Source organism: Rhizobium tumorigenes (genome assembly GCF_003240565.2).
Taxonomy (GTDB): domain Bacteria; phylum Pseudomonadota; class Alphaproteobacteria; order Rhizobiales; family Rhizobiaceae; genus Rhizobium; species Rhizobium tumorigenes.
Window position 1 is genome coordinate 3,348,030 of record NZ_CP117255.1, and the last position, 26,275, is coordinate 3,374,304.

Annotated in this window: 27 protein-coding genes; 9 read left to right on the top strand and 18 right to left on the bottom strand. The window is 60.9% G+C overall.

The genetic code is table 11. The features are described 5' to 3' along the window. Window positions 1-13 precede the first annotated feature (13 nt). The 12 genes from PR017_RS16310 to phnG form a co-directional block, all read right to left on the bottom strand. The gene (locus tag PR017_RS16310) at window positions 14-709 is read right to left on the bottom strand and encodes a DUF1045 domain-containing protein (RefSeq protein ID WP_111215941.1); all 696 of its coding nucleotides are present in this window, start codon (window positions 707-709) and stop codon (window positions 14-16) included. A gap of 122 nt (window positions 710-831) precedes the next feature. Beyond that, window positions 832-2,175, bottom strand: a complete 1,344-nt coding sequence (gene phnE, locus PR017_RS16315; protein WP_111215943.1) for a phosphonate ABC transporter, permease protein PhnE — start codon at window positions 2,173-2,175, stop codon at window positions 832-834. Between the two features lie 7 nt (window positions 2,176-2,182). Further along, window positions 2,183-3,148: a phosphonate ABC transporter, permease protein PhnE gene (gene phnE, locus PR017_RS16320; RefSeq protein WP_111216885.1), complete on the bottom strand. Its 966-nt coding sequence runs from the start codon at window positions 3,146-3,148 to the stop codon at window positions 2,183-2,185. A gap of 80 nt (window positions 3,149-3,228) precedes the next feature. After that, the gene (gene phnD / locus PR017_RS16325) at window positions 3,229-4,137 is read right to left on the bottom strand and encodes a phosphonate ABC transporter substrate-binding protein (RefSeq protein WP_111215945.1); all 909 of its coding nucleotides are present in this window, start codon (window positions 4,135-4,137) and stop codon (window positions 3,229-3,231) included. Between the two features lie 89 nt (window positions 4,138-4,226). Further along, window positions 4,227-5,081, bottom strand: a complete 855-nt coding sequence (phnC, locus tag PR017_RS16330; RefSeq protein ID WP_111215946.1) for a phosphonate ABC transporter ATP-binding protein — start codon at window positions 5,079-5,081, stop codon at window positions 4,227-4,229. Window positions 5,082-5,238: 157 nt separating this feature from the next. Beyond that, on the bottom strand, window positions 5,239-5,856 hold the full coding sequence (locus PR017_RS16335) for a DapH/DapD/GlmU-related protein (protein WP_111215947.1): 618 nt from the start codon (window positions 5,854-5,856) through the stop codon (window positions 5,239-5,241). A 78-nt stretch (window positions 5,857-5,934) separates the two neighbouring features. After that, a complete protein-coding gene (gene phnL / locus PR017_RS16340; protein ID WP_111215948.1) occupies window positions 5,935-6,654 on the bottom strand; it encodes a phosphonate C-P lyase system protein PhnL in 720 nt (239 codons plus the stop codon). A gap of 12 nt (window positions 6,655-6,666) precedes the next feature. Next, window positions 6,667-7,443, bottom strand: a complete 777-nt coding sequence (gene phnK, locus PR017_RS16345; protein WP_111215949.1) for a phosphonate C-P lyase system protein PhnK — start codon at window positions 7,441-7,443, stop codon at window positions 6,667-6,669. A 49-nt stretch (window positions 7,444-7,492) separates the two neighbouring features. Further along, window positions 7,493-8,374 carry an alpha-D-ribose 1-methylphosphonate 5-phosphate C-P-lyase PhnJ gene (locus PR017_RS16350; protein ID WP_111215950.1) on the bottom strand — a complete coding sequence of 294 codons (882 nt, stop codon included), beginning with the start codon at window positions 8,372-8,374 and terminating at the stop codon, window positions 7,493-7,495. After that, window positions 8,371-9,480: a carbon-phosphorus lyase complex subunit gene (locus PR017_RS16355; RefSeq protein ID WP_111215951.1), complete on the bottom strand. Its 1,110-nt coding sequence runs from the start codon at window positions 9,478-9,480 to the stop codon at window positions 8,371-8,373. The genes PR017_RS16350 and PR017_RS16355 overlap by 4 nt, the downstream gene beginning before the upstream one ends. 3 nt (window positions 9,481-9,483) lie before the next feature. Further along, complete coding sequence (gene phnH / locus PR017_RS16360; RefSeq protein ID WP_111215952.1) at window positions 9,484-10,089, bottom strand: phosphonate C-P lyase system protein PhnH; 606 nt, start codon at window positions 10,087-10,089, stop codon at window positions 9,484-9,486. Next, a complete protein-coding gene (gene phnG / locus PR017_RS16365; RefSeq protein WP_111215953.1) occupies window positions 10,086-10,565 on the bottom strand; it encodes a phosphonate C-P lyase system protein PhnG in 480 nt (159 codons plus the stop codon). Before phnG ends, phnH begins: the two co-directional genes overlap by 4 nt. A 96-nt stretch (window positions 10,566-10,661) precedes the next feature. Here phnG and phnF point away from each other — a divergent pair, with 96 nt between their 5' ends. Further along, window positions 10,662-11,399, top strand: coding sequence for a phosphonate metabolism transcriptional regulator PhnF (phnF, locus tag PR017_RS16370; RefSeq protein WP_111215954.1), 738 nt, complete (start codon window positions 10,662-10,664; stop codon window positions 11,397-11,399). A 66-nt stretch (window positions 11,400-11,465) separates the two neighbouring features. On the opposite strand, the gene PR017_RS16375 is transcribed toward phnF, so the two are convergent. The 6 genes from PR017_RS16375 to mepA form a co-directional block, all read right to left on the bottom strand. Continuing rightward, window positions 11,466-12,101 (bottom strand): 2,3-bisphosphoglycerate-dependent phosphoglycerate mutase, encoded by a 636-nt coding sequence (locus PR017_RS16375; protein ID WP_111215955.1) that lies wholly within the window; start codon window positions 12,099-12,101, stop codon window positions 11,466-11,468. Window positions 12,102-12,123: 22 nt separating this feature from the next. Next, on the bottom strand, window positions 12,124-12,948 hold the full coding sequence (gene dapB / locus PR017_RS16380) for a 4-hydroxy-tetrahydrodipicolinate reductase (protein WP_111215956.1): 825 nt from the start codon (window positions 12,946-12,948) through the stop codon (window positions 12,124-12,126). Beyond that, on the bottom strand, window positions 12,945-14,771 hold the full coding sequence (locus PR017_RS16385) for an ABC transporter ATP-binding protein (protein WP_111215957.1): 1,827 nt from the start codon (window positions 14,769-14,771) through the stop codon (window positions 12,945-12,947). Before PR017_RS16385 ends, dapB begins: the two co-directional genes overlap by 4 nt. Before the next feature lie 90 nt (window positions 14,772-14,861). Then, complete coding sequence (locus PR017_RS16390) at window positions 14,862-15,887, bottom strand: glucokinase (protein ID WP_111215959.1); 1,026 nt, start codon at window positions 15,885-15,887, stop codon at window positions 14,862-14,864. Between the two features lie 38 nt (window positions 15,888-15,925). Beyond that, the gene (locus PR017_RS16395) at window positions 15,926-16,300 is read right to left on the bottom strand and encodes a methylglyoxal synthase (RefSeq protein WP_111215961.1); all 375 of its coding nucleotides are present in this window, start codon (window positions 16,298-16,300) and stop codon (window positions 15,926-15,928) included. A gap of 106 nt (window positions 16,301-16,406) precedes the next feature. Then, complete coding sequence (gene mepA / locus PR017_RS16400) at window positions 16,407-17,411, bottom strand: penicillin-insensitive murein endopeptidase (protein WP_111215962.1); 1,005 nt, start codon at window positions 17,409-17,411, stop codon at window positions 16,407-16,409. Between the two features lie 227 nt (window positions 17,412-17,638). On the opposite strand from mepA, the gene PR017_RS16405 reads away from it, so the two are divergent. The 8 genes from PR017_RS16405 (at window position 17,639) to pncB (ending at window position 26,274) form a co-directional block, all read left to right on the top strand. Beyond that, complete coding sequence (locus tag PR017_RS16405; protein ID WP_111215964.1) at window positions 17,639-19,477, top strand: extracellular solute-binding protein; 1,839 nt, start codon at window positions 17,639-17,641, stop codon at window positions 19,475-19,477. 181 nt (window positions 19,478-19,658) lie between these two features. Further along, window positions 19,659-20,750: a microcin C ABC transporter permease YejB gene (locus PR017_RS16410; protein WP_111215967.1), complete on the top strand. Its 1,092-nt coding sequence runs from the start codon at window positions 19,659-19,661 to the stop codon at window positions 20,748-20,750. A 1-nt stretch (window position 20,751) separates the two neighbouring features. Next, on the top strand, window positions 20,752-21,900 hold the full coding sequence (locus PR017_RS16415) for an ABC transporter permease (RefSeq protein WP_111215969.1): 1,149 nt from the start codon (window positions 20,752-20,754) through the stop codon (window positions 21,898-21,900). Between the two features lie 70 nt (window positions 21,901-21,970). After that, complete coding sequence (locus PR017_RS16420) at window positions 21,971-22,264, top strand: hypothetical protein (RefSeq protein WP_111215970.1); 294 nt, start codon at window positions 21,971-21,973, stop codon at window positions 22,262-22,264. After that, window positions 22,261-22,764, top strand: a complete 504-nt coding sequence (locus PR017_RS28430) for a type II toxin-antitoxin system VapC family toxin (protein ID WP_111215972.1) — start codon at window positions 22,261-22,263, stop codon at window positions 22,762-22,764. Before PR017_RS16420 ends, PR017_RS28430 begins: the two co-directional genes overlap by 4 nt. Beyond that, entirely contained in the window at window positions 22,761-24,389 is a 1,629-nt protein-coding gene (locus PR017_RS16425; protein WP_111215973.1) for an ABC transporter ATP-binding protein, read from the top strand. The genes PR017_RS28430 and PR017_RS16425 overlap by 4 nt, the downstream gene beginning before the upstream one ends. 105 nt (window positions 24,390-24,494) lie before the next feature. Continuing rightward, window positions 24,495-24,749 carry a hypothetical protein gene (locus PR017_RS16430; RefSeq protein WP_133255535.1) on the top strand — a complete coding sequence of 85 codons (255 nt, stop codon included), beginning with the start codon at window positions 24,495-24,497 and terminating at the stop codon, window positions 24,747-24,749. A gap of 220 nt (window positions 24,750-24,969) precedes the next feature. Then, the gene (pncB, locus tag PR017_RS16435; RefSeq protein ID WP_111215975.1) at window positions 24,970-26,274 is read left to right on the top strand and encodes a nicotinate phosphoribosyltransferase; all 1,305 of its coding nucleotides are present in this window, start codon (window positions 24,970-24,972) and stop codon (window positions 26,272-26,274) included. The last annotated feature ends 1 nt before the right edge of the window (window position 26,275 follow it).

Consider the following 26,275-nt stretch of genomic DNA (forward strand, 5'->3'; position numbering starts at 1 on the left):
GTCAGACGGTCTTTCAGCTTGAAGCGTGGGCGAGGGGTAACCAGGCGCGGACGGTAAATGGCGCGCCGCGTGTCTCTTCGACGAAGACGGCGAGGCCGGAGATGGGAAGGGGGCGGCCAATATAATCGGCAAATTTATCGCCAAGCACGGTCCTGAACGCATCCTGGCGCTCGGACGATACCTGGCCGGTCAGGGTCATGTGGAAACGAAATTGCTCCATGACATAGGGATATCCCCAGCGAAGCAGATTGGCGCGGTGGGCGTCATCGAGTTGTTCAGGTTTGCGGCGGGCAATATCTGCCTCCGACAACGCGGCGCGGAAGGGCTCGAACGAGCGCACGACGTCGGCGGAGAACTCCTGCAGCGTCGGATACAGATCGCCCGGCACCAGCGCAAAGAAGCGCCCGAGCTGGCCGAGAACAAGCTCCGGCAGCGTGAACGCCGGCGTTTTCGCAGCAAATTCGGCAGCCACTTCCAGAAGATCGCGCTCGGTGACAGAGCTGGCAAGCTCGAAAGGCGCCTTTAGCGTGGCATGAAAACCGTAGCGACGAGGATCTTCCGTTATCGCCACCCGCTCGTCTGCGGTGATATCACCGGCATCTGCTGCCGGAAACGTCTCGCCGGTAAACGCATCGCGGCCAAGCCAGCGGCTGGCCGCCGTCGTCAGCGGATCGTCATGCGGCGGCGTGAAGTAGAGGGCGTAGCGCAAGTGGCCATCCTTGGGTCATGCGGGGAGCGCACAGTGACGTGATTTTTCCACCGACGGCAAGATGGCTCTGCGCTAAAAGATTTCCGTGACAGAATGATGATCAAACGCGCGGTATGCCGTCTTTATCGCTCGTTCCGGGTTCCCATGAGCCGCGTCCGCAGGGCGTTGGAAGCGGCATCGAAGATCATTACCACGGCTAGCGTCAGAAGCACCATATAGGCGACGTTTTCCCAGTTCTTGTTGGTACGCATCGCCTCCCAAAGCTTGAGGCCGATACCGCCGGCTCCGACCGCACCGATGATCGTTGCACCGCGGACATTCGATTCCCACTGGTAGAGCGTCTGGCTGACGATGATCGGCACGATCTGCGGCATCACGCCGTAGCGCTGCACCAGCATTTCGGATGCACCGGTCGACTGGATGCCTTCGCGTGGCTTGTCGTCGATGTTCTCCAGCGCTTCGGCGTAGATCTTGCCGAGCGTGCCGGTCTCGGTAAAGAAGATCGCCGCGCTGCCTGCCAGCGGCCCCGGTCCGAAGGCCCGCGTGAAAAACAGCGCCCAGATCAGCATGTCCATAGACCGCAGGAAGTCGAAAAAACGCTTGAATATGTGATTGACGATGCGGCTCGATGTGATGTTGCGCGCCGCCAGAAAAGCCAGCGGAAAGGAAACGATGGCGCCGAGCAGCGTGCCCAGAAATGCCATGACGATCGTCTGTAGCAGCTTCGTCAGCACATCGCCGTGCTGCCACTGGTTGTTGTTCCAGAAATCGTCGAATGCCAGCGACCAGTTGGACTGGCCCTTGACCAGCTGTGGCCCGCTGAAGAGCAGGGTTGCGACTTCGGAAGGTGATTTCTCGAAAAACTTCGAGCCCGTATCGAAGATGAAGTTCGGCCAGCCTAGAAAGCGCTTGCGGATCTTGACCCGGTCGTTGTCGATGCTGACGTCACCGGCAAAGCCGAGGTCGGCAAGCACGTTGTCGTCATAGGCGGTCATCCAGGCAGGCACAGGGCCAATCACCTTCGGCTGGCCGCTTACAAGCGATACTGCGACCCGCTCGCCGTTGGCAACGACTGTCACCTCCGCCTTGGTGATCTCGATCATCTTGGCCTTGCCGGCAACCTCTACCGTCGTGCTGCCGCCGGCGTTGGCTTTTACCCAATCCGGATGCGGATCGTCGCCGAGCGGCGAAAAGCGCGGATAATGCGGCGCCACCTGGTCTCCGGAGAGCCGAAACTCCGGCTGCACGTCGTAGCTGACCCACTGGCTGAGAAAGATGCCGACACGGTCCCAGTGAGCTTCGCCAAGGATCTTCGGCAGCTGGAAGAACCAGACGGAATAGAGGGCGTAGAGCAGCAGCCCGATCACCACCAGCAGGCCGCCGAAGCGCTTGTGGAGGGGTGGGTTGAAGGCTTGCGGAAAGCGCTCTTCGATGGATGCCGCATGGCTTGCGTCGGTCAGCGTCATGGGAGCCTCAGTGATGCAGCAGGAAGGCGTGTTCGCCAACAAGCCGCTTGCGCAGCCAGGCGGAGAACTGGTCGACGGCGAGAATGGTGACAAACAGTAGCAGGATCAACGCCATCGTCTTGGCGCCGAAGCCGCGCGAGATGGAGAGCTTCAGCTCCTCGCCGATGCCGCCGCCGCCAACGGCGCCGATGATCGTCGAGGCACGGACGTTAATCTCCACCCGGAGCAGGGTATAGGACATTAAGTTCGGCAGGACCTGCGGCAGGGTCGCAAAGCGTACCCGCTCGCTCCAGCTGGCACCGACCGAGCGGATGCCTTCATCGGCCCGCATGTCGGCGTTTTCGATTGTCTCATAGAACAGCTTGCCCAGCGCGCCAATCGAGTGAAGGCCGACGGCGATGATGGCCGAGACCGGCCCTATCGAGATGATTGCGGCAAACAGCCCGGCAATGACAATTTCCGGAAAGGCCCTGAGCACCTCCATGACGCGCTTGACGACAATCCGCAAAGGCTTCGACGGCGTCAGGTTGCGCGATGCGATGAACGACAGCGGCAGGGCAAAGATGAAGCCGATGATCGTCGACACCAGCGCCACGTTGATGGTGATGAGCATCAGTTCGAAATATTCGGGGATGTAGAAATCGCCGAAGACATAGACGCGACCGCGCGGGAAATTGAACTCCTCGCCACCCGTTCCCGGATCGTTGGGGCTGGCTATGTCGAAGAGGGCGCGCCAGACGTCGTTCCAGTCTTTCGGAACCAGCCAGCTGACGAAGTCGAAGAGATGCGGCAGGCGCTCGAAGAAGTGTCCGGCATTGCTGTCATTGGCAAATTGCATCGACGAGACGAAGGCCGCCAGCAGCACCAGAAGTCCGAAAATCGTGTAGACCCGCCGGCGCGCGACCTGCCTCGCCCAGCTGTCGCCGATCTGCTGCGCTGTTGGCGTCTGCGAATGGGTGTCGGCTAGGGTCATGAAACGCTGCTCGTCGGAAACGGAGTTCAGGCACGTCAAAAAGGCGGCCGGTGGGACCGGCCGCCTTCAGTGATCTCGGATCAGCCGCCGATAGCTGCTTTGCGGACTTCAACGATTGCATTGTAGAAGTCGGCCTTGACAGGAACGTAGCCCTTGAAGTCGCCGCCTTCGATGGCGTCGAAGCACTTCTTGTCCTTGGTCGGCAACTGCGTGAAGAAGTCGGCCAGCTTTGTCTGCCATTCAGTGCCGAGCTTGTTGGAAACGACCAGCGGGCCGTTCGGGATCAGCGGCGAACGCCAGACTTCGACCAGCTTGTTCGGGTCGACGGCACCCTTGTTGACTTCCTTGCGGAATGTCCCGGATGTGTAGCCATCCTTGAAGTTGCCGATGCCGGAGGAATCGTCGACTGCAACATCGACCTTTCCGTCATAGGCTGCGAGCAGGTTGTTCTCGTGGCCGCCGTTGAACTGGGTCGAGCCGAAGAACTTGTCGTTCGGAACGCCCGTGGTCTTCGGGATCTGTGTCAGCGGAACGAGATAGCCCGAGGTCGAATCAGGGTCTGCGTAGCCGAGCTTCTTGCCCTTGGCATCCATGATCGTCTTGATGCCGGAGGACTTCAGGGCCAGACCGATGGAGTAGTAGCCGGTCGCGCCGTCGGCCTGCTGCGTCGTCAGGATAGGGGTGACAGCCTTCGGATCCTTGATGAAGGTCGCGGCATAACCGGAGGCGCCGAGTTCTGCGAAATCGAGCGTGCCGCCCAGCAGGCCCTGGATAACGCCGTCATAATCGGCAGCCGGGAACAGCGAGACCTTTTCGAAACCGAAGGTTTCCTTGAGATGATCGGCAAGGCAGGCGTAGTTGCGCAGACGGTCGGCTTCGTTCTCGCCGCCGAGAATGCCGACGCGGAATTCCTTGAGGTCGGCTGCGGATGCAGCCTGGCCGACGAGCGAAAGGATCGCCGTGGCTGCAAGAAGTGTCTTCTTCAACATGGGTTTCGTCTCCTGATTAACCGGTGTCCCCGGATGTTCGGTCTGAATGGATGCACCCGTGACGTGGGCCTTCGATCCCGGTCTCTCCCTCAGAGACCGGCCAGTGCCAGCGGCGAGGCGCCGGCAGATTGCTGAGCCACGCTTGCAGCAGGCAAGCTGGCAGTATTGATGCTCGTCGACGTCATCGTCTCGTCGATGCCCGCGCCATCCCGATCGGTGCCGTAGATCGCATTGACCGCGTCGGCGGTCAGCGCGGAAGGCGGACCGTCGAAGACGACGCGGCCGGACGCCATGCCGATGATGCGTTCACAATAATTGCGGGCTGTATCCAGCGTATGCAGGTTGGTGATGACGGTAATACCGTCACGCTCGTTGATGTCGCGCAACGCATCCATGACGATCTTCGCATTCAGAGGATCGAGGGAAGCGATCGGCTCGTCGGCAAGCAGCATCTTCGGCTTCTGCATCAGCGCCCGGGCAATTGCCACACGCTGCTGCTGGCCGCCGGAAAGGGTGCCTGCCATCTGCATTGCCGTCTGCTCGATACCGAGGCGCTCCAGCGCCATGATGGCATCGATCCGTTCTTCGCGGGTGAAGATATTGAGCAGGCTGAGCGCCGTCGGCCGGTGGTTGAGCCGCCCGAGCATGACGTTGGTGAGCACATCGAGGCGGGGCACGAGATTGAACTGCTGGAAGATCATCGCGCAGTCTCGCTGCCAGTTGCGCAGGGCCTTGCCGCGAAATGCCGAAACCTCGGCGCCAGCGAAGTGGATGGAGCCCGACGAGGGAAGTGCGAGATGGTTTATCATGCGCAGCAGCGTCGATTTGCCAGCGCCCGATCGACCGATGATGCCGACCATTTGGCCCTGCGGGATGTCCAGCGTCACGGAATCGACAGCGATCTTGTTTCCGAAAGTGCGGGTTACATCCCTGAGTTCGAACATCTGGTCTCTCTTTTCGCGACGACACACGTCATGTGTGAAGCTTTCAAAAAAGGCGCGTTTGAACGCGCCTATCGGTTGAAATGCATACCGAAGGTTGATGAACCTCCGATGTCAGATTTGTGTAACTGCTGTCACAAATCCCGTCGCAAACGCCCCTTCAGCCACCGTAGCGGCTGAGGAAATCTGCGCCTGAAAGGGCACGGAAATCCTCCAGCGCCGTGCGCAGCCGGTTGTGGTCCCAATCCCACCAGGCCAGCGCATCCATCCGCTCGCCGACAGCCTTTGAAAATCGCTCGCGGATCAGTTTGGCGGGCACCCCACCGACGATTGTGTATGGCGCGACGTCTTTCGATACCACTGCTCCGGCGCCGATCACGGCACCGTTTCCGACCTTCACGCCGGGAAGCACAGTCGCGCCGTGGCCGATCCAGACGTCGTTGCCGATGATGACGCGGTTCTCACGGCGCCAGGCGAAGAAGTCGGTTTCCATGTCGGCATCCGGCCAGTAGTCCTTGGCGCGGTAGGTGAAATGGTGAAGCGTGGCCCGCCATGTCGGATGGTTGGTCGCGTTGATGCGCACGGCGGCGGCGATATTGACGAACTTGCCGATGGTCGTGCACCAGACTGCACCGTCCTGCATGATGTAGGAATAGTCGCCCATATCGACCTCATCGAGCCGGCAGCGCTCGGACACCTCGGTATAGCGTCCGAGGGTCGACTGGCTGACGCGCGCCGTCGGATCGATAGAGGGTTGCTCGCCAATTTTCCTGGTCATCTCAATGTCTCCGGGCGCAGTTTCACCTTCACGCCGCAGGTTCGCGGCGCCATAGGTTTCTCGTTGGATTTATAAAGTTCAGGCCTCGGCCGGAACGCGGGAGGTGCGTGGCGAGAACGCACTGACGTCGAGAATGCGGTCGGCGACCGCAGCCCGCACCTCATCGTCATGGAAGATACCGAGCAGGGCCACGCCGGCCTTCTTCTTGGCGGCGATCAGTTCCACGACGACAGCGCGGTTGCGCGCGTCGAGCGATGCCGTAGGCTCGTCGAGCAACAGGATCGCGTGATCGGTGATGAAGCCGCGGGCAATGTTGACGCGCTGCTGCTCGCCACCGGAAAACGTCGCCGGCGGCAGCTGCCATAGTTCCTCGGGCAGGTTGAGCCGCGATAGCAGTTCTGAGGCCCGTTCCCGGGCCACGATGTGGCTTTCGCCACGAGCCGTCAGCGGTTCCGCGACGACATCGATGGCAGCGACGCGTGGCACAGTGCGCAGGAACTGGCTGACATAGCCCATCGTGTGGCGGCGCACATCGATGACGGTGCGGGGATCGGCAGTCGCAAGGTCGACGATGCGGTCCTTGTGGACGACGAGGATCTGGCCACCATCGACGGCGTAGTTTCCATAGGTCATTTTCAGTAGCGAGCTCTTGCCGATACCCGATGGACCGCCGAGCACGACGCACTCCCCGGCGGCGACCGAGAATGAGACATTGGCGACAACTGGCAGGCGAATGCCGTCGCGCAGATGCATGACGAAGCTCTTGAACACTTCGGAGACGACGAGAGGGGTTGCCATGGCATTCTTTCCCTAGACTTGCAGGATCGATGAGACGAGCAGTTGCGTGTAGGGCTCCTGCGGGTCGTCCAGCACGCGGTCGGTCAGGCCGTGCTCGATGACATTGCCGTCCTTCATCACCATCATCCGGTGTGAGAGCAGCCGCGCGACGGCGAGATCGTGGGTGACGACGATGGCGGAGAGGCCGAGATCCTGGACAAGGCCGCGCACGAGATCGAGCAGGCGGGCCTGCACGGATACGTCGAGGCCACCTGTCGGCTCATCCATGAAGACGAGGCGGGGCGAGGTGACGAGATTGCGGGCAATCTGCAGGCGCTGGCGCATGCCGCCGGAAAAAGCACGCGGCTGGTCGTCGATGCGGTCGGCATTGATCTCGACGCGTCCGAGCCAGTCGATGGCGGTCGCGCGGATATTGCCGTAGTGGCGGTCACCGACGGCCATCAGACGCTCGCCGACGTTGGCGCCGGCCGAAACCGTCATGCGGAGACCATCGGCCGGGTTTTGGTGTACGAAGCCCCAGTCGGTGCGCATCAGGAAGCGCCGCTCTGCCTCGTTCATGTGGAAGAGCTCGCGATATTGCCCGTCGCGCATATGGTACTCGATGCTGCCTGTAGTCGGCATCAGCCGCGTCGACAGGCAGTTCAGCAGCGTCGTCTTGCCGGAACCGGATTCGCCGACGATCGCCAGAACTTCGCCCGGCCAGAGGTCGAAGGAGACATTCCGGCAGCCGATGCGACTCCCATAGAATTTCGAGATGTCCTTGACCCTGAGGAGTGGCGTCTCGGTCATGGCTTTACCTCCGCAGCGTCGCTTCTATGTGCAGGGAGAAGAGAGTGCCTCATTCCGCAGCCTCCTTGGCGGGTGCCAGCATCTCGCCGACATGCCCATGGGCCCGGCGATCCTCGCAATGGTCGGTGTCGGAGCAGACGAACATCCGCCCGCCCTTGTCGTCGAGGATGACTTCGTCAAGATAGACGTCTTCCGCGCCGCAGAGTGCGCAGGGCTTGTCGAAGCTCTGGATCTCGAAGGGATGATCCTCGAAGTCGAGGCTAACCACGTCGGTATAGGGCGGCACGGCGTAAATCCGTTTCTCGCGGCCGGCGCCGAATAGCTGCAAGGCTTCCGACTGGTGCATTTTCGGATTGTCGAACTTCGGCGTTGGCGACGGGTCCATGACATAGCGGCCCTGGACCTTGACCGGATAGGCATAGGTCGTGGCGATCCGGCCGTTTCGGGCGATGTCCTCGTAGAGCTTGACGTGCATCAGGCCGTATTCTTCCAGCGCATGCATCTTGCGCGTCTCGGTCTCACGCGGCTCCAGGAAGCGCAATGGCTCCGGCTGCGGCACCTGGTAGACCAGTACGTGATTGGGCCCGAGTTTCTCTTCGGGAATACGGTGGCGGGTCTGGATGATCGTCGCCTCGCTGGTGCGGGTGGTGACGGCAACATTGGCGACCTTCTGGAAGAAGGCCCGGATCGAGACGGCATTGGTTGTGTCGTCGGCGCCCTGATCGATGACCTTGAGAACGTCGTCGGGGCCGATGATAGACGCCGTCACCTGAACGCCGCCGGTGCCCCAGCCATAGGGCATCGGCATTTCGCGCGATGCGAACGGCACCTGGTAGCCGGGAATAGCGATCGCCTTGAGGATGGCGCGGCGGATCATCCGTTTGGTCTGTTCGTCGAGATAGGCGAAGTTGTATGTTGCGAGCGCGCTCATTCGGCAGCCTCCTGAAGGGGTTCCTGGCCGGCCTTGCGCGCCTTTTCGAAATCGCTGCGCATGCGGCGGACGAGGTCGAGCTCAGCCTGGAAGTCGACATAGTGCGGCAGCTTCAGATGCTCGACGAAGCCGGTGGCCTGGACATTGTCGGAATGCGAGATGACGAATTCCTCGTCCTGCGCCGGTGCGGTCACGTCCTCGCCGAGTTCCTCGGCCCTCAGCGCTCGGTCGACCAGCGACATGGCCATCGCCTTGCGCTCGCTCTGGCCGAACACCAGGCCGTAGCCGCGCGTAAACTGCGGCGGTGCCTTGGCCGAGCCCTTGAACTGGTTGACCATCTGGCATTCCGTCACCTGGATGGTGCCGAGCGAGACCGCGAAGCCGAGTTCCGGCACGTCGAGTTCGACCTCCACCTCGCCGATGCGGATTTCGCCGGTGAAGGGATGGTTGCGGCCATATCCGCGCTGGGTGGAATAGCCGAGGGCCAGGAGAAATCCCTCGTCGCCGCGTGCCAAGGCCTGCAGCCGCAGGTCGCGCGTCATCGGGAATTCCATCGGCTCGCGCGTCAGGTCGCCGGTCTCGTGGTCCTCCGGCATGTCGCCATCGGCCTCGATCAGGCCTTCTTCCGCAAGGATTTCCGATACGCGCATGACGCGGTCATCTTCGGCCGGGCGTTGCGCGCCCTGCTCGATTGCTTCGTCTCCCAGCAGCGATGGATCGAGCAGGCGATGGGTGTAGTCGAAGGTAGGCCCGAGCAACTGGCCGCCCGGCAGATCCTTGTAGGTCGCCGAAATACGCCGCTCTATCTTCATCGCGGCGGTATCGATCGGCTGTGAATAGCCAAAACGTGGCAGCGTCGTGCGGTAGGCGCGCAGGATGAAGATCGCCTCGATCATGTCACCGCGTGATTGGCGGATGGCCAGTGCCGCCAGGGTCCGGTCGTAGAGCGAGGCTTCGGCCATGACGCGGTCGACGGCGAGCGAAAGCTGCGCGACGATCTGGTCTATGCCGATGGCCGGCAGCGAGCGGTCACCGCGGCGGCGGTCGGCGAGCAGCCGGTGGGCATTGGCGATGGCGGCTTCGCCACCCTTGACGGCAACATACATCGGTCAGATCTCCGTTGCAGTGATTTTGGTCGTACGCGGCAGGCAGACGAAATGCTTGCCCGCTGTCAGGATGATATCGGCGCCGCGCGGGAAAATGGCGCGGTTGTCATTCCAGAGGCGAAGAAAGCTCTCGGGTAGTCCGATCGGCGCAATTGCCGTGATGTCCTTGATGCCTGGACCTGAAAGAGCGAGCGCCCTCCCTCCCTCCAGCGTCTTGACTTCCAGCACGATGGTCGCCGAGCGATCCGGATATTCCTGCGTGCCCGACGCGAACTGGCTGAACGACGACAGCATCGTACCGTCCTCAACGAACACGAAACGAGCTTCTAGCTTGTCGCCGAGGGACGCGCCCGTGTTGAAGGCCAACCAGGCGGGGAGCGCAGACCGTGCAAGGGATGCCGACAGCCAGACCGGCGTCTCGTGATCGCAAAGCGTCAGCGCAATCGCGCCTGCAGCAATACCAAGCGGAGTGGGTGGGGCAATCTCCGGGCCGATCGTCTGGATCGTGCCGGGGCGTGCCATGCCGTCCATGATAGCCTTGAAGACGCTCTGACTTTCGAAAACCGGGTCGGCAAAGCCGCCGCTGAAAGTATCGGGATTGACGCTCATTGATCTTCTCCGCGCACCATGGTGAAGAAATCGACGCGCGTTGCTGCAGTTTCCGCCGCCTTTTGGTGGTCGGCCGCTGCAATTCGCTCCGCAACAGGCGTCAGGATCGCCTGCTCGACGAAATCCCTCGTGTCGGGCTCTTGCCACAAGGCGTCGAAGATCGCTGCCAGCCGCGCCCGCTCCATGTCGGTGCCGAGCGCCTGCGCATGACCGACGGTGCCGGAGGCGAGCCTGAATGTTGCGCGTGTGACAGTGACTTCGCCGAGATTGAACATCGCGCCGCCGCCACCGATGCGACCGCGGACCATGACGAGCCCGGTTTCGGGCCCGCGCACGGCAGTTGCCATCGGCTTTTTGGCCAGTGTTTCCCAGACGGCTTCCAACTCTTCGCTTTCTGCCTTGGCCAGCAGGTCCGTGACGCGCTTGCGGGTGCGGAGTTCCCGGGCGGCCGCCTCGTGTCTTTGCGCCGAATTCATCTCTCGTCTCCAAATGTCTATTGATATAGACAACTATACAAGCTATTTGTAGCTTTAAGGGCGCGGGATGACAAGCGTGTGACGGGATGGGGAAGAATGGCAGTTCAGAAACAGGTGCAGCGGCAGACCGGAGTGGCTCTCTGGCGGCAGATTGCCGACCGCATCAGAGCGTCGATCAATCACGGAGACTTCGACGATTTCGGCATGGTGCCGGCGGAAACGGCGCTGGCACTGCAATTCGGTGTCAACCGCCACACGGTGCGGAGCGCGCTTGCGGCGCTGGCGCAGGAGGGTGTTGTGCGCGCCGTGCAGGGACGCGGTACGATGGTCGAGCGCAAGGAAAAGCTGAACTTCCCGATATCCCGCCGCACCCGTTTCTCGCAAGGGGTCGGCAATCAGGCAAAGGAAGCGCGCGGCGTGCTGATCGACGTGGCTGGTGAGACCGCAGGCGCCGATATTGCGGGCTGGCTGAAGATCAAGCCCGGAACCCCCGTCATTCGGCTGGAAACGCTGGGCACCGTGGACAAGCGGCCCGTATCGCGCTCGACAAGCTGGTTTCCTGCGGATCGTTTCGCCAACATGGGCGAAGCCTATCGCCGGACGGGCTCTGTCACCCGGTCATTCGCGGAAATGGGGCTGGAGGATTACGTCCGGGCGATCACCGAGATTACGGCCATGCATGCTGAAACGGCTGATGTCGCCGATCTCGAATTGTCGCCGGGCGCAATCGTCATGATGACGCGAGCCCTTAACACAGAACTCGGCGGCGCGCCGGTCCAGTATTCCATCACCCGCTTCGCAGCAGATCGTGTCCAGTTCACCATAGAAAACTGAGGTTCTGCAGCGTCGACTCGGGTTTTCAGGCATCCCCCGATGGGGACGCCTGGTTTTTAACTGACTTTAGTGAGCGGCAGACATATCGCCGAGAACTTCTTTCGACGCGACGGTCGAGTCGGCCTTCAGCTTGTAGACCATGGGCACCCCGGTCGCGAGGTTGAGCGCCAGGATCTGTTCCTTGCTCAGGCGATCGAGCACCATCACTAGCGAACGCAGCGAATTGCCGTGGGCAGCAACCAGCACCTTCTGGCCAGCCAGCACGCGCGGCAGGATTTCGGTGAGATAATAGGGCCAGACGCGTGCGCCGGTGTCACGAAGGCTTTCGCCACCGGGTGGCGGGATATCGTAGGAACGGCGCCAGATATGCACCTGCTCTTCGCCCCACTTGGCGCGCGCATCGTCCTTGTTGAGGCCGGAGAGATCGCCGTAGTCACGCTCGTTCAGAGCCTGGTCGCGGATCGTTTCCAGGCTGGGCTGGCCGACCTTGTCGAGGATGAGCTTCAGCGTGTGCTGGGCGCGGGTGAGGGCCGAGGTGAAGGCGACGTCGAAGGTGATGCCGTAATCGGCCAGCGCCTGTCCCCCAGCCGTGGCTTCCTCGATGCCGAGCGCCGTCAGATCGGGGTCTTTCCAGCCGGTGAAAAGGTTCTTCAGGTTCCAGTCGCTCTGGCCATGGCGAACGAGGACGAGGGTACCGCTCATATTTTATTCCTCCGTAACAGTATCAGCGTGAAGACAGCCCGAGCACGTCGAGCATGGAATAGAGGTCCGGTTTCCGGTCGCGCGCCCAGAGTGCCGCCTTGACGGCGCCGCGCGCAAAGATGGAGCGATCCCCGGCGGAATGCGACAGGGTGACCATTTCGCCTTCGCCGGCGAGGATGACGGAGTGGTCGCCGATGACCGAACCGCCGCGCAGCGTCGCAAAGCCGATACTGCCACTCGTCCGCGCTCCGGTATGCCCGTCGCGAACCCGGACGGAATTGTCGGCAAGATCAATCCCGCGCCCGTTGGCAGCAGCGTTGCCGAGCAATAGCGCCGTGCCGGAGGGAGCGTCGACCTTGTGCTTGTGGTGCATCTCGAGCACCTCGATATCCCACTCGTCTGCCGGCAAGGCCTGGGCCGCCTGTTGAACCAAAACACTGAGAAGATTGACGCCGAGGCTCATATTGCCGGACTTGACGATCCGGGCGTGACGCGCAGCAGCTGAAATCCTCGCCTCGTCGTCCAGAGAACAACCCGTGGTGCCGATGACGTGGACGATGCGTGCCTGAGCGGCGAGACCAGCATAGACGACCGTCGTTTCCGGCCTGGTGAAGTCGATGACGCCGTCGGCGTGCAGGAAGGCGGTGAGCGGATCGTCGGTCAGCGACACGCCGACCGGACCGAGCCCGGCGATCTCGCCGGCGTCCTTGCCGAGAAATGGAGACCCCTCGCGTCCGACGGCAGCATGCAGCGTTGCGCCTTCGGTGGCATGGATGATGCGGATCAGCGCCTGGCCCATTCGGCCTGACGCCCCCACCACAACCAGTTTCATGGCCTGTTCGCTCATAGGATCGACTTGCTCTGCGTCTTGCGGGTCCGTGTCCGCACCGGCGCTTTCACCGGCGCCTGAAGGTTGTTGAGGCGAGCGTAAAGGCCCTCCGGCGATTTTGCCAGTGTCTCGTGATTGCCTTCCTCGACGACGCGGCCCTGCTGCATGACCACGATTTTCGCTGCCCGCACGACAGTCGAAAGCCGGTGGGCGATCACCACCACGGTGCGCCCGCTCATCGCTTCATCCAGCGCCCTTTGGACAGCCGCCTCGGACTCGGTATCGAGTGCTGATGTAGCCTCGTCGAGCAGCAGGATCGGCGCATCGCGTACAAGGGCGCGGGCAATCGAAACGCGCTGGCGCTGGCCGCCGGACAGTGTCACGCCGTTTTCACCGACCGGCGTGTCGTAGCCCTGAGGCTGCGCCATGATGAAATCGTGGGCGTAGGCAAGCCGTGCCGCCTGTTCGACCTCGGCATCTGTCGATTCCGGCCGGCCATAGCGGATGTTGTCGCGGATGGTGCCCTCGAACAGGTAGGGCTGTTGGGAGACGTAGGCGAGGTGATGGCGCAGCGACTGCTTGGTGATGTGGCTGATATCCTGCCCATCGATGAGGATTTGTCCGGCCGCGGGGTCGTAGAAGCGCGGAATGAGATTGATGACCGTCGATTTGCCGGCCCCGGAGGGACCGACCAGCGCCGTCGTCTTGCCACCCTCGGCCACGAAGTTGACCCTGTCGAGTACGGGCTCGCCATTCGCATAACCGAACGTAACATCGCGAAACTCGATCCGCGCCTCGGTGATCACCAGTTCCTTGGCATCGGGCAGGTCCCGTTGGCGGGTCTCCATGTCGAGCAGTTCATAGATCATGCTTGCATTGACCACGGCACGCTCCATCTGCACCTGCAGCTTGGCCAGTCGGCGCGCCGGATCGTAGGCCATGAGCAGGGAGACGACGAAGGAGAAAAATGCGCCCGGAGGGACGTTGTAGTAGATCGCTCGATAGGCCGCATAGGCGAAGATGCTGCCTACCGCCACACCTGCAAAGGTCTCCGTCAGCGGCCCGTTGCGCTCTGACAGACGGGCAATGCGGTTCTGTCGATGTTCGGCCGTGGTGATGAGCTTCTGGATCTTGCGTTCCAGTTGCTCCTCCATGGTGAATGCCTTGACGATTGCAATCCCCTGGATCGTCTCCTGCATGGCGCCGAGCACGTGGCTGTTGAGGTTGACAGCCTCTCGCGTTGCCGACCGCAGCCGCTTGGACACGTAACGAAGAGCGTAGAGAAGCGGCGGTGCCATGACAAACACGGCAAGGCTGAGGATCGGGTCCTGGTAGACCATATTGGCGAGCAGGGCGACGAATGTCAGCAGGTCGCGCGCCGTCGACGTGATCGTCAGGTTCATGACGTCGCGGATGCCGGACACGTTCTGGCTGACCTGCGCCGCAACCTTTGCCGACCTCGCTTCGCTGAAATAACCGACCGAGAGCGTCATCAGGTGGGCGTAGATACGGCGCTGGTATCTGGCAATAATGTTATTGCCGATCTTGCTGAGAATCACCGACTGGAAATAGCCGGCGAAACCACGCACCAGGAACGCTGCAAAAATGCCGACGCAGACAAGCCAGACGATATCGGCATTGCGATCGACAAATGCCTGGTCGATGATGATCTTCATGATGAAGGCGATAAAGCCCGTGGATACAGCGACCAGGATCAGGCAGATGATCGCGATCGTGTAGCCTTTGATATGATCCCGTCCGTTTTCTGCGATCACCCGCTTGAGAACGCCGGTCACAGTCTCGCTGTTAACAACAACTTTTTTGGTCTCGGGCGATTTCAAAAATCGACTTCCTGTCTGAACCGGGCGAGCGGCTGATGCCCGCACTTCGGGCGGTTCTATAAAGCGTTCGGCCGGGTTTGGCTAGCGCACTCAGCGGCGCCAGCGGCGCCCTTCTGTCGAGAGGCCGAACTTCTGGGGCATGCGGGCATAGGAAGAAAGGCCCTCGAGGGCGGCCAGCGGATGGGTTACGACATAGGTGGGTATGGAGCGAAGCATGGCACTGTGCGGCGCCTTGTCCTCGAAGGCCGCACGGAATTCCGGCTTTTTCAGCGCCGGGATGATCTTCTGGGAAATGCCGCCCGACAGATAGACGCCACCGCGTGCCATGAACAGCAGCGCAATGTCGCCGGCCAGCCTGCCGAGATAGGTCACAAACAATGTCAGCGTCTCCACGGCCAGCCAATCGCTGCCAGCAAGCCCGTGGTTGGTGATATCGGCCGGTTCTTTCAGCGTCGGCTCGACGCCTTCGACGTGGCATAGTGCCCTGTAGAGGTTCTGCAGGCCGCGACCGCAGATGATCTGCTCGGCCGAAATGCGGCCTTCGATCGCCTCGAGATGCGGCCAGATCTGCAGGTCGCGCTTGCTGCGGGGCCCGATATCGATGTGGCCGCCTTCGCCAGGCGCCGGGATCCAGGAGTTCTTGGCGTGGATAAGGCCCGCGACACCGAGGCCGGTGCCCGGTCCAAGCACGGCGCGTGACGCAATCAACCCATCGCGGGCGGCGCCGATAGGCTCGCGGCCGTCATCCGCAAGGTTGGAGATGGCCAGCGCCTGGGCCTCGAAGTCGTTGATGATCAGCACGTCTTCCATGCCGAGATCGGTGATCATCGTCCGAGGGCGAACGATCCAGTCGGAATTCGTGAGCGGAATCTCGTCGCCATTGATCGGGCCGGCAACGGCGAGGATCGCCGAGCGCGGAACGACGGTGCTCTTCGATAAAACACCCTGGCGGATGGCATCGTCGATCGTCGCGTAGTCGGCGGCATGCATGATCGGAAACGGCTTCGCCTCGCTGTAAGCATCCACCTGGATGGAGAAACGAGCATTGGTGCCGCCGATATCGCCCATCAGAACGGGAAAGGGCAGGGGAACATCACTATGGTTGAGCTTAGGCATGGGCCCTATCCGTGGTCGGCCGCCGACAGGCGGATTGGTCAAAGGGTGGCTATCAGCCGTTCGGCGGTGGCTTCGTTCAGTGCCATCGGAATGTCGTAGACGATGGCAAGGCGCATCAGCGCTTTCACATCGACATCATGCGGCATCGGCGTCAACGGGTCGACGAAGAAAATCAGCGCATCCACCTCAGCCGTTGCGATCATGGCGCCGATCTGCTGGTCGCCGCCGAGCGGACCGCTTTTCAGGCGGATGACATCGAGGTCTGGACAGGCCGCCAGCACGCGCGCTCCAGTCGTGCCGGTGGCAAAGATCTGCCATCTTGCCAGCATCGATTCGAACCGCCGGGCGAAGTCTGCCATGGCCGTTTTTTTCTCGTCATGCGCAATCAGCGCGATGCGTTTAACTTCTGCCATGACATGCCTCCCGCCACGCCTTAAATCGATTTGCAGCTTTCCTATACCATGCCAGTGCTCATTGAAAGTCTTGGCGAAAGACGTTGTCCGCAGATTTTCCCGGTCGTCATTGTGCAGCCGGTAAGGCGTCCGGCTCGGCCACAGTGGGCGCCGTACTGCCGGGGGTGGCAGTGCGTGCGGAGGACACCGGCGCCGCCGCCAATGTCGCTTTGCAGGCGGCCGGCAGGTCTGCCACCATGATTTCGCGCGGCTTCGCCGGCACTGCATTGGGCTTCGGGACAGGCTTTGCCCACGGTGCCGGCGTGAACCACCAGGCAAGGCTCTTGTCGCAACCGTCCCCCGCCTTCACCGGTGCCTGCGCCGTGCAGCCGATTTCCCCGGCGGGGCAGCGCAATCGTATATGAAAATGCGCATCGTGGCCGTATTCCGGCCGCAGCTTGCCGAGTGCGCTTCGGTTGCCGGTCCAGGTCTCGCACATCTTCTTCTTGATCGCCGGGTTGACGAAGATGCGCTCGACCTCGGGGTAGCTTGCGGCGCGCATCAATAGCCGTGCACGGGCCTGCGTCCACAGGCCGGGCTCGACCGTCAGGAACTTGTCCTTGGCCAGCATGCTGGTGAAAGGCATGGTTTCGCGCTGGGCTGCTGTCAATGTCCGCTTCGGCATCGGCATCAGCCAGATATCGGCGTCCAGGCCGATCTGGTGCGAGGCGTGGCCGCTGAACATCGGTCCGCCGCGCGGCTGCGAGATATCGCCGACCAGAAGCCCGGGCCATCCGTCGAGCCTTGCCGCCTCCTGCGACAGCCGCTCGATCACGGAGATCGTCTCGGGCCTCCCCCAGCGTCGGTTGCGCGAAGGCCGCATTACCTGCCAGGTCGAACCATCCGTCGGCAGGGCGACTGCCCCGGCCAGGCAACCCTTCGCATAAAACCCGATTGACTGCGGCGGTCCCAGTGTTGGCAGCGCGACGGCGCCGAAGAGAGCCTTGGCACTGCCGGGCGTCGGAACTGCTGGCTCTGCGGCAGCGCCGCCGAGTGTAGCGGCAATGGCCATCGTTGCGACCATGACGGCGCTGCAGAAGGTACGAAGTGTCCGAGCCGGGCGAAAAGTCATGCAGGTCCTTGGGTCGGCCGATGCCGATGTGATTTGCGATTGAGCCTAGCGCGAAAAGCCCCCTTGGTGAATCGATCTTTGCAAAGGGTCATTCCCATGTCGGAAGCGCACCCCAGCAACGATCAGCAAGACTTGCGCGTATTGCTAACCAAACGAACTCTGTCAGCACCTATATTTCGCCCGTATTTTGCCTATCCTGCGGTCATCGCGAATCTTGGGGTATGTGAATGGCATTGTCGTTGTCGAAGACGGGTTCGGTTTTTTTATTGATTTCCTTGCTGGCGTTGCCGGTCGTCTCCCACGCCGAAGATGCCCAGTTCCGGATCGGCACCGCCATTCTCGGCGACCTGAAATACGCCCCGGGCTTCAAGCATTTCGACTACGTCAATCCCGATGCGCCCAAAGGCGGCGATCTGAAGCTGTCGGCCGAGGGCACCTTCGACACGTTCAACCCGCTGCTGAAGAAAGGCGAGACGGCCGCAGGGCTCTCGCTGGTCTTCGATACGCTGCTGAAACATTCCAGCGACGAAACTGGCTCAGCGTACGGCTTGCTGGCAGAAGGCGTCTCCTATCCGGACGATATGTCAAGCGCGACCTTCAGGCTGCGGGCCGAGGCGAAATGGGCCGACGGGACACCGGTAACGCCGGATGACGTGATTTTCAGCTTCGACAAGGCCAAAGAGTTGGACCCACTGAACATGAGCTACTACGCCCATGTCACGAAGGCTGAAAAAACCGGCGATCGCGACGTGACGTTTTCGTTCGATGAAAAGAATAATCGTGAACTGCCGCTGATCCTCGGGGAGTTTGCAATCGTCCCGAAACTGTGGTGGCAGGCAAACGGTGCCGATGGAAAGCCGCGGGACCTCTCACGAACGACGCTCGAACCGGTCATGGGGTCCGGGGCCTACAAGATTGCCGCATTTTCGCCGGGCTCGACGATCCGTTACGAGCTGCGTGACGATTATTGGGGCAAGAATCTCCCAGTCAACGTCGGCCAGGACAACTTCCGGACCATCACCTACACCTATTACGGCGACCGCGATGTCGAGTTCGAGGGTTTCCGCGCCGGCAATGTCGATTACTGGCAGGACAACCAGGCCAGCCGCTGGGCGACCAGCTACAATTTTCCAGCCGCCAAGGACGGCCGCGTCAAGCGGGAGGATCTCCCCAACCCGCTGCGCGCTGTCGGTATCATGCAGGCATTGGTGCCGAACATAAGGCGCGAGCAGTTCAAGAGCCGATATGTCCGCGAGGCGCTGAACTACGCCTATGACTTCGAAGAATTGAACCGCACGGTATTCTTCAACCAATACAAGCGGATAAACAGCTATTTCTTCGGCACGGAACTGGCATCTTCGGGGTTGCCGCAGGGCCGGGAGCTGCAAATCTTGGATGACGTCAGGGACAAGCTATCGCCCACAGTCTTCACCACGCCCTATACAAATCCGGGGAACGGCGACCCGCAGAAGTTTCGCGACAACCTTCGCCATGCCATCGAACTCTTCAAGCAGGGCGGATATGTCCTGAAGGGTAACCAGATGGTCGATGCCAAGACCGGCCGGCCCTTTGCATTCGAAATCTTGCTAGTTAGTCCGATGCTGGAAAAGGCTGTGCTGCCCTACGCGCAGAACCTGAAAAAGATCGGTATAGATGTCCGCGTCCGCACCGTCGACCCGTCGCAATACAGTAACCGCGTCCGAAGCTTCGACTACGACATGATCTGGAATGTCTGGGGCCAGACACTCAGTCCTGGCAACGAGCAAGGCGACTTCTGGGGCTCTGCCTCTGCCAATCGACAAGGTTCGCGAAACTACGCCGGCATCGCCGACCCCGCAATCGATGCGCTGATCAGGCAAGTCGTGCTTGCCAAGAACCGGGAAGAAAAAAATATCGCCACCAGAGCGCTCGACCGGACACTGCTGGCAGGCCACTATGTGATCCCGCTCTACTACGCGTCTACCGTTCACATAGCCTATTGGGACAAGTTCGACCGGCCCGCAAGCCTGCCGGAATACTCCCTAGGCTTTCCGGACGTCTGGTGGTCGAAGTCGGCCGCAAAATGAGCGGCTCTTGCATTGGCGGAGCGGCTGGGGTCCAAATGGCCCTGACCGAATCAGCAGGATTTATGCTTGGCGATGACGGGTTTCGACCGGCGGGGCGCCGGTCGCGAAGGGACGATGCCTTGATCGAGATAGCAGCGCAGGACAGTCAGAAAAACGCCGGCAGAACCGGAGTTGTGGGCTGATGGGCGCCTATATCCTGCGCCGGCTTCTGCTGATGATCCCGACCGTCATCGGCATCATGGCGATCTCCTTTACCGTCGTGCAATTTGCCCCCGGCGGACCCGTCGAGCAGGTCGTGGCTCAACTCACCGGACAGAGCGACAGCGCCTCCGACCGCCTCTCCGGCGGTGGCGACCAGATGGCGCAGCAATCCTTCGATGACGGCAATTCCCGCTATCGCGGCGCGCAGGGGCTTGATCCGGAACTGATCGCCAAATTGGAAAAGCAGTTCGGTTTCGACAAGCCGCCGCTCACCCGCTTCCTCGACATGATGTGGAACTACATCCGCTTCGATTTCGGCGAAAGTTTCTTCCGCAACACATCGGTGATCGACCTCATCATCGACAAGATGCCGGTGTCGATTTCTCTGGGCCTCTGGATCATGTTGTTTTCCTACACGATCTCTATCCCGCTCGGCATCCGCAAGGCGGTGAAAGACGGCTCCAGTTTCGACGTCTGGACCTCTGGCATCATCATCGTCGGTTATGCAGTCCCGAGCTTCCTGTTCGGCATCCTCTTGATCGTCGTATTTGCCGGCGGCTCGTTCTTCGACTGGTTTCCGCTGCGCGGCCTCGTCTCCGACAATTTCGCCGATCTTCCCTGGTGGCAGAAGCCGCTCGACTATTTCTGGCACCTGCTGTTGCCGTTGGTTTCGCTGTCGCTCGCTGCCTTTGCCACGACGACGCTGCTCACCAAGAATTCCTTCATCGAGGAAATCAAGAAGCAATATGTGACGACGGCGCGCGCAAAGGGTCTCACAGAACATCGCGTGCTCTATGGCCATGTCTTCCGCAACGCCATGCTGATCGTCATTGCCGGTTTTCCCGGCGCCTTTATCTCCGCCTTTTTCACCGGTTCGCTGCTCATCGAAAACATATTCTCGCTCGATGGCTTGGGCCGTCTCGGGTACCTCTCCGTCGTCAATCGCGACTATCCGATCGTCTTTGCGACGCTCTATATCTTTTCGCTGATGGGCCTGTTCGTCGGACTTATTTCCGATCTTCTCTACACCTGGATCGATCCCCGCATCGATTTCGATCGGAGGGATGTCTGAGATGGATACACCGATCTCCACTGCCGCAGCCATTCCCGTCAAGCCGCCGCGCAAGGGCCTGTTGTCGCCGCCGAACCTGCGCCGCTGGGAAAATTTCAAGGCAAACCGGCGCGGCTACTGGTCGTTCTGGCTGTTCCTGCTGTTGTTCGTTCTCAGCATGGGCGCTGAATTCCTTGCGAACGATCGCCCGATCGTCGCTTCCTACAAAGGCGAGATTCTATTTCCGATCTTCGTCAACTATCCGGAGGACAAGTTCGGCGGGTTCCTGGCCCAGACCGACTATCGCTCCTCCTTCATCACAGACGAAATCGAGGCACACGGCTGGATGCTCTGGCCGCCCATTCGCTATTCCTATCAGACGGTCAATTCCAACATACCGCGTTCGGCGCCGACGCCGCCCTTCTGGCTGATGAGCAAGGACGAGCGCTGCGCCGCCTATCCGCAGAAGGCTGCCGATCCCGATTGCCGGCTTGGCAACATGAACTGGCTCGGCACCGACGACCAGGCCCGCGACGTCATGGCGCGGATGATCTACGGCTTCCGTGTTTCCGTGTTGTTCGGCCTGGCGTTGACCATCTGCTCGGCAATTGTTGGGGTCACGGCTGGCGCCGTCCAGGGCTATTTCGGCGGCTGGACCGATCTGCTGCTGCAGCGTTTCATCGAGATCTGGTCGTCGATGCCGGTGCTCTACATCCTGCTGATCATTGCCGCCATCCTGCCGCCCGGCTTCTTCGTGCTGCTCGGCATCATGCTGCTGTTTTCCTGGGTCGGCTTCGTCGGCATCGTCAGGGCTGAATTCCTGCGCGCCCGCAATTTCGAATATGTCCGGGCCGCCCGCGCGCTCGGCGTCAACAACCGCACCATCATGGTCCGCCACCTGTTGCCGAACGCGATGGTGGCGACGTTGACCTTCCTGCCCTTTATTCTCTCCGGCTCGATCACGACGCTCACGTCACTCGATTTCCTCGGCTTCGGCATGCCGCCCGGTTCGCCGTCGCTCGGCGAAATGATCGCGCAGGGCAAATCCAACCTCCAGGCCCCGTGGCTCGGCCTGACGGCTTTCTTCACGATGTCGATCATGCTGTCATTGCTGATCTTCGTCGGCGAGGCCGTGCGCGATGCCTTCGATCCGAGGAAGACGTTCAGGTGAAGGCTTGGGCTCGCATTTGCACCAATGAAATTGTAGAGTTGGGTAACGCGCTGGATCGGATGATGTCGCCATGAACAAGATCGTGCTGGAACACTATCCTTTATCGAAACTGCCGGATGATATGCGGCGAGGATTGGACGAGTCCGCAACCGTTAAGGTCGTCATAGAGCAGGATGCAGATCAGTCAGAGACCGAGCGCTGGCCTGGATTCGCACATCTTCCAAAATTGGATATCGAACCGTCATCGATTGAACAAATTCTCGAAGATATCGAGAAATTTAGAAAGACGAATCCGTCGACAGTCTCCACTGCTGAAGCCGTTGCGAGAATACGAGAGCTACGCGACGAATGGGACGATGAATGACCCGGCCCGCTCGGGTATATCTCGACAAGAATATATTTATCGCGCTCGTGGAGCAGGAAGGACTCGTTCCCAGCTTGTTGCGGGCATTGATCAGGAGCAAGCCGGACACGCTCAAGCCTTATTTCGCGACCAGCGAATTGACGTTTTCTGAGCTCGTCGTGAGGCCGTATAGGGATCGTGATGAACGCTCAATCCTCACTTACAATGCTATGCTAGTCACAAGCAGTTGGCTGGAGGTCGGACCAGTCGATCGGTCGGTTTTACGTTACGCGGCTATCCTGAGGGCTGACCACAAGCATCTGAAACTTCCGGACGCCATACATATTTCGACTGCTATGGGCTGCGGTTGTTCGCATTTGCTGACCGCAGACTTGGGTATCCGAAGCGAATACGAACTATCCCATGACCAACATGGAACTCTCATAGGGCCGATTTCTACGTCAGTCCTACGCCCGGACGAACCCACCTTGACATCCCTCCTGCAAAGCCTGGCCTCATGACCGAACCGCTCCTGTCCGTCCGCAATCTCTCCGTCGCTTTCCATCAGGGCGGACGAACCACGACGGCCGTCGATGGCATATCCTTCGATATCCGGAAGGGCGAGGTGCTGGCGCTGGTCGGGGAATCGGGCTCCGGCAAGTCGGTCTCGGCCAATTCGATATTGCGGTTGCTGCCCTACCCGTCGGCCAGCCACCCCTCCGGAGAGATCCTGTTCAAGGGCGTGGATCTTCTGAAAGCCACGGACAACCAGCTGCGCTCTGTGCGTGGCAACGACATCACCATGATCTTCCAGGAGCCGATGACGTCGCTCAATCCGCTGCATTCGATCGAGAAGCAGATCGGCGAGGTTCTAGCACTTCACCAGGGTCTGACGGGGCAGGCAGCCCGCGTCCGCATTCTAGAATTGCTCGATCAGGTCGGCATTCGCGATGCCGAAAAGCGGCTGAAAGCCTACCCTCATGAGTTATCCGGTGGCCAGCGCCAGCGCGTGATGATCGCCATGGCGCTCGCCAATCGACCGGAACTACTGATCGCCGACGAGCCGACGACTGCGCTCGACGTCACCGTCCAGGCGCAGATTCTAAAGCTGCTGCGCGATCTCAAGGGGCAGCACGGCATGTCGATGCTGTTCATCACCCACGACCTCGGCATTGTCCGAAAGTTTGCCGATCGGGTCTGCGTGATGACCAACGGGCAGATCGTCGAAACCGGGAGTGTCGAAGATGTCTTCAGCCGCCCGCAGCATGACTATACGCGCCATCTTCTGGCAGCCGAGCCGCGCGGCGAGCCGCCTTTGGCAGATGCCAGCAAGCCGGTGGTCATGCAGGGGTCGGATATCCGGGTCTGGTTTCCGATCAAGTCAGGGCTGATGCGCAAGGTCGTCGATCACGTCAAGGCGGTGGATGGCATCGACCTGACCTTGCGCGCCGGCCAGACGCTGGGTGTTGTCGGCGAATCCGGTTCCGGCAAGACGACGCTCGGCCTGGCGCTGGCGCGGCTGATCTCCTCGAAGGGTCGTATCAGCTTCGTCGGTCGTGATATCGAGGCCTATTCCTTCACAGAGATGCGACCGCTGCGCAACCAGTTGCAGGTCGTCTTCCAGGATCCCTATGGCTCGCTCAGTCCGCGCATGTCGGTCGGCGACATCATCGCCGAGGGATTGAAGGTGCATGAGCGCGGCCTCAGCGCCGATGAACGGGATCAGCGCGTCTGCTGGGCGTTGGAGGAGGTCGGTCTCGACCCGCTAACCCGCTGGCGTTTCCCGCACGAGTTTTCCGGCGGACAGCGGCAACGCATCGCCATCGCCCGTGCGATGGTGCTGAAGCCCCGCTTCGTCATGCTGGACGAACCGACATCGGCACTCGACATGAGCGTCCAGGCCCAGGTGGTCGATCTCCTGCGCGATCTCCAGCGCAAGCACGACCTGGCTTACCTGTTCATCAGCCATGATCTGAAGGTGGTCAAGGCGCTGGCCAACGATCTCATCGTCATGCGCTTCGGCAAGGTGGTGGAGCAGGGCCCATCGGCGGATGTATTCCGCAATCCGCAGCACGAATATACACGTGCGCTACTCGCCGCTGCATTCGATATCGAGGCTGTGCCGACGCCAGCTTTGCAGCACTAGGTCCGGCCGATACTTGAGCGGGCGGAACCTTCGGCAGTAACGTCCGTTTTCAGTTGTTAGCGGCAGCGCAGGGCAACAGCGCTTCGTCAACTGAAGGAGGAGAGAATGACAAGCATTGATCCAAAAAACCGCTGGCAGGAGCCGGGGGGCTCAAGCGTGCCCGAAGGCGGGCTTCCCGCCACTAAGGCGCGGCAGGGCCGCGCCGGGCGCCGGGTCCTGACTGTTCTCGTCGCAGCTCTCGTCCTCTCCTTCATCGTATGGATCCCCGTCGAAATCTGGGGCAGCCACAAGGCGCAACAGGCATCTCCCACCACGACAACAGAAACTCAGCCCACTGCACCGGCTAAGCCGGCACCGTAGCCGCACGACGAGCTGGAAATTGCCACGAGTTGGTTGGTAAAAATGTCGGCAGCTCTGCTCGCGAAAAATCGGCAGGGCACTAATTCTTATCAATCTTTGTCCGGCGACTGGACTCTTCCGCATCATTTTTTGATAAGAATAGCCGCGATCCCCACCTGCTTTGCTTTAGGCCTGCAGCGGGGACGTGCAGAGCAGCATGCAGTGATACGGGACGAGCAGCATGACCAAGACGGATATCGCCAACCGCGTCTACAATCACGCCTGGAAACTCGATCCGATCATCCGTAGCTTGATCGATACCGACTTTTACAAGTTGCTGATGCTGCAGATGATCTGGAAGCTTTATCCGGATGTCGACGCCACGTTTTCGCTCATCAACCGTACCCGCACGGTGCGCCTCGCCGACGAGATCGATGAGAACGATCTGCGTGAGCAGCTCGATCATGCGCGCACCCTGCGCCTCTCCAAGAAGGAGATGATCTGGCTCGCTGGTAACTCGTTCTACGGTCGCGCGCAGATTTTCGAGCCCGAATTTCTGACCTGGCTCTCGCACTTTCAGCTCCCTGAGTATGAGCTGACGAAAAAGGACGGCCAGTATGTGCTGAATTTCCACGGTTCGTGGAAAGAGACGACGATGTGGGAAATCCCGGCACTCGCCATCATCAACGAACTGCGCTCGCGCGCAGCCATGAAGGCGCTCGGGCCCTTCACGCTCGATGTCCTCTACGCGCGCGCCAAGGCCAAGATGTGGGGCAAGGTCGAGCGGCTGCGCGAGTTGCCAAACCTGCGGATTTCCGACTTCGGGACGCGGCGGCGTCACAGCTTCCTGTGGCAGCGTTGGTGTGTCGAGGCATTGAAGGAAGGTGTGGGGCAGGCCTTTACCGGCACCAGCAACGTGCTTCTCGCTATGGACTCGGACCTGGAAGCCGTTGGCACAAACGCCCACGAATTGCCGATGGTAGCGGCAGCACTCGCGCAAACCGACCAGGAATTGGCCAATGCGCCTTACAAGGTGCTGCGCGACTGGAACCGGCTCTACGGCGGAAATCTTCTGATTGTCCTTCCCGATGCCTTCGGCACGGCTGCATTCCTCCGCGATGCCCCGGAATGGGTGGCCGACTGGACGGGCTTCCGCCCCGATAGCGCCCCTCCCATCGAAGGCGGCGAGAAGATTATTGCCTGGTGGGAGAAGATGGGCCGCGATCCCAGACAGAAGCTGCTGATTTTTTCCGACGGCATGGATGTCGATGCCATCATCGACACCTATCGCCATTTCGATGGACGGGCGCGCATGGGCTTTGGTTGGGGCACCAACCTCACAAACGACTTCGCCGGCTGCGCCCCGACAGAGATCCGCGGCCTTGCGCCCATTTCTGTCGTCTGCAAGGTGATCGAGGCCAATGGCCGCCCCGCCGTCAAACTCTCCGACAATCCGCAAAAGGCGACCGGCGAACCTTCCGAAGTCGAGAGATACCTGAAATTCTTCGGGACTGAGGAGAGGGTCGAGCAGCCGGTTCTCGTCTGAA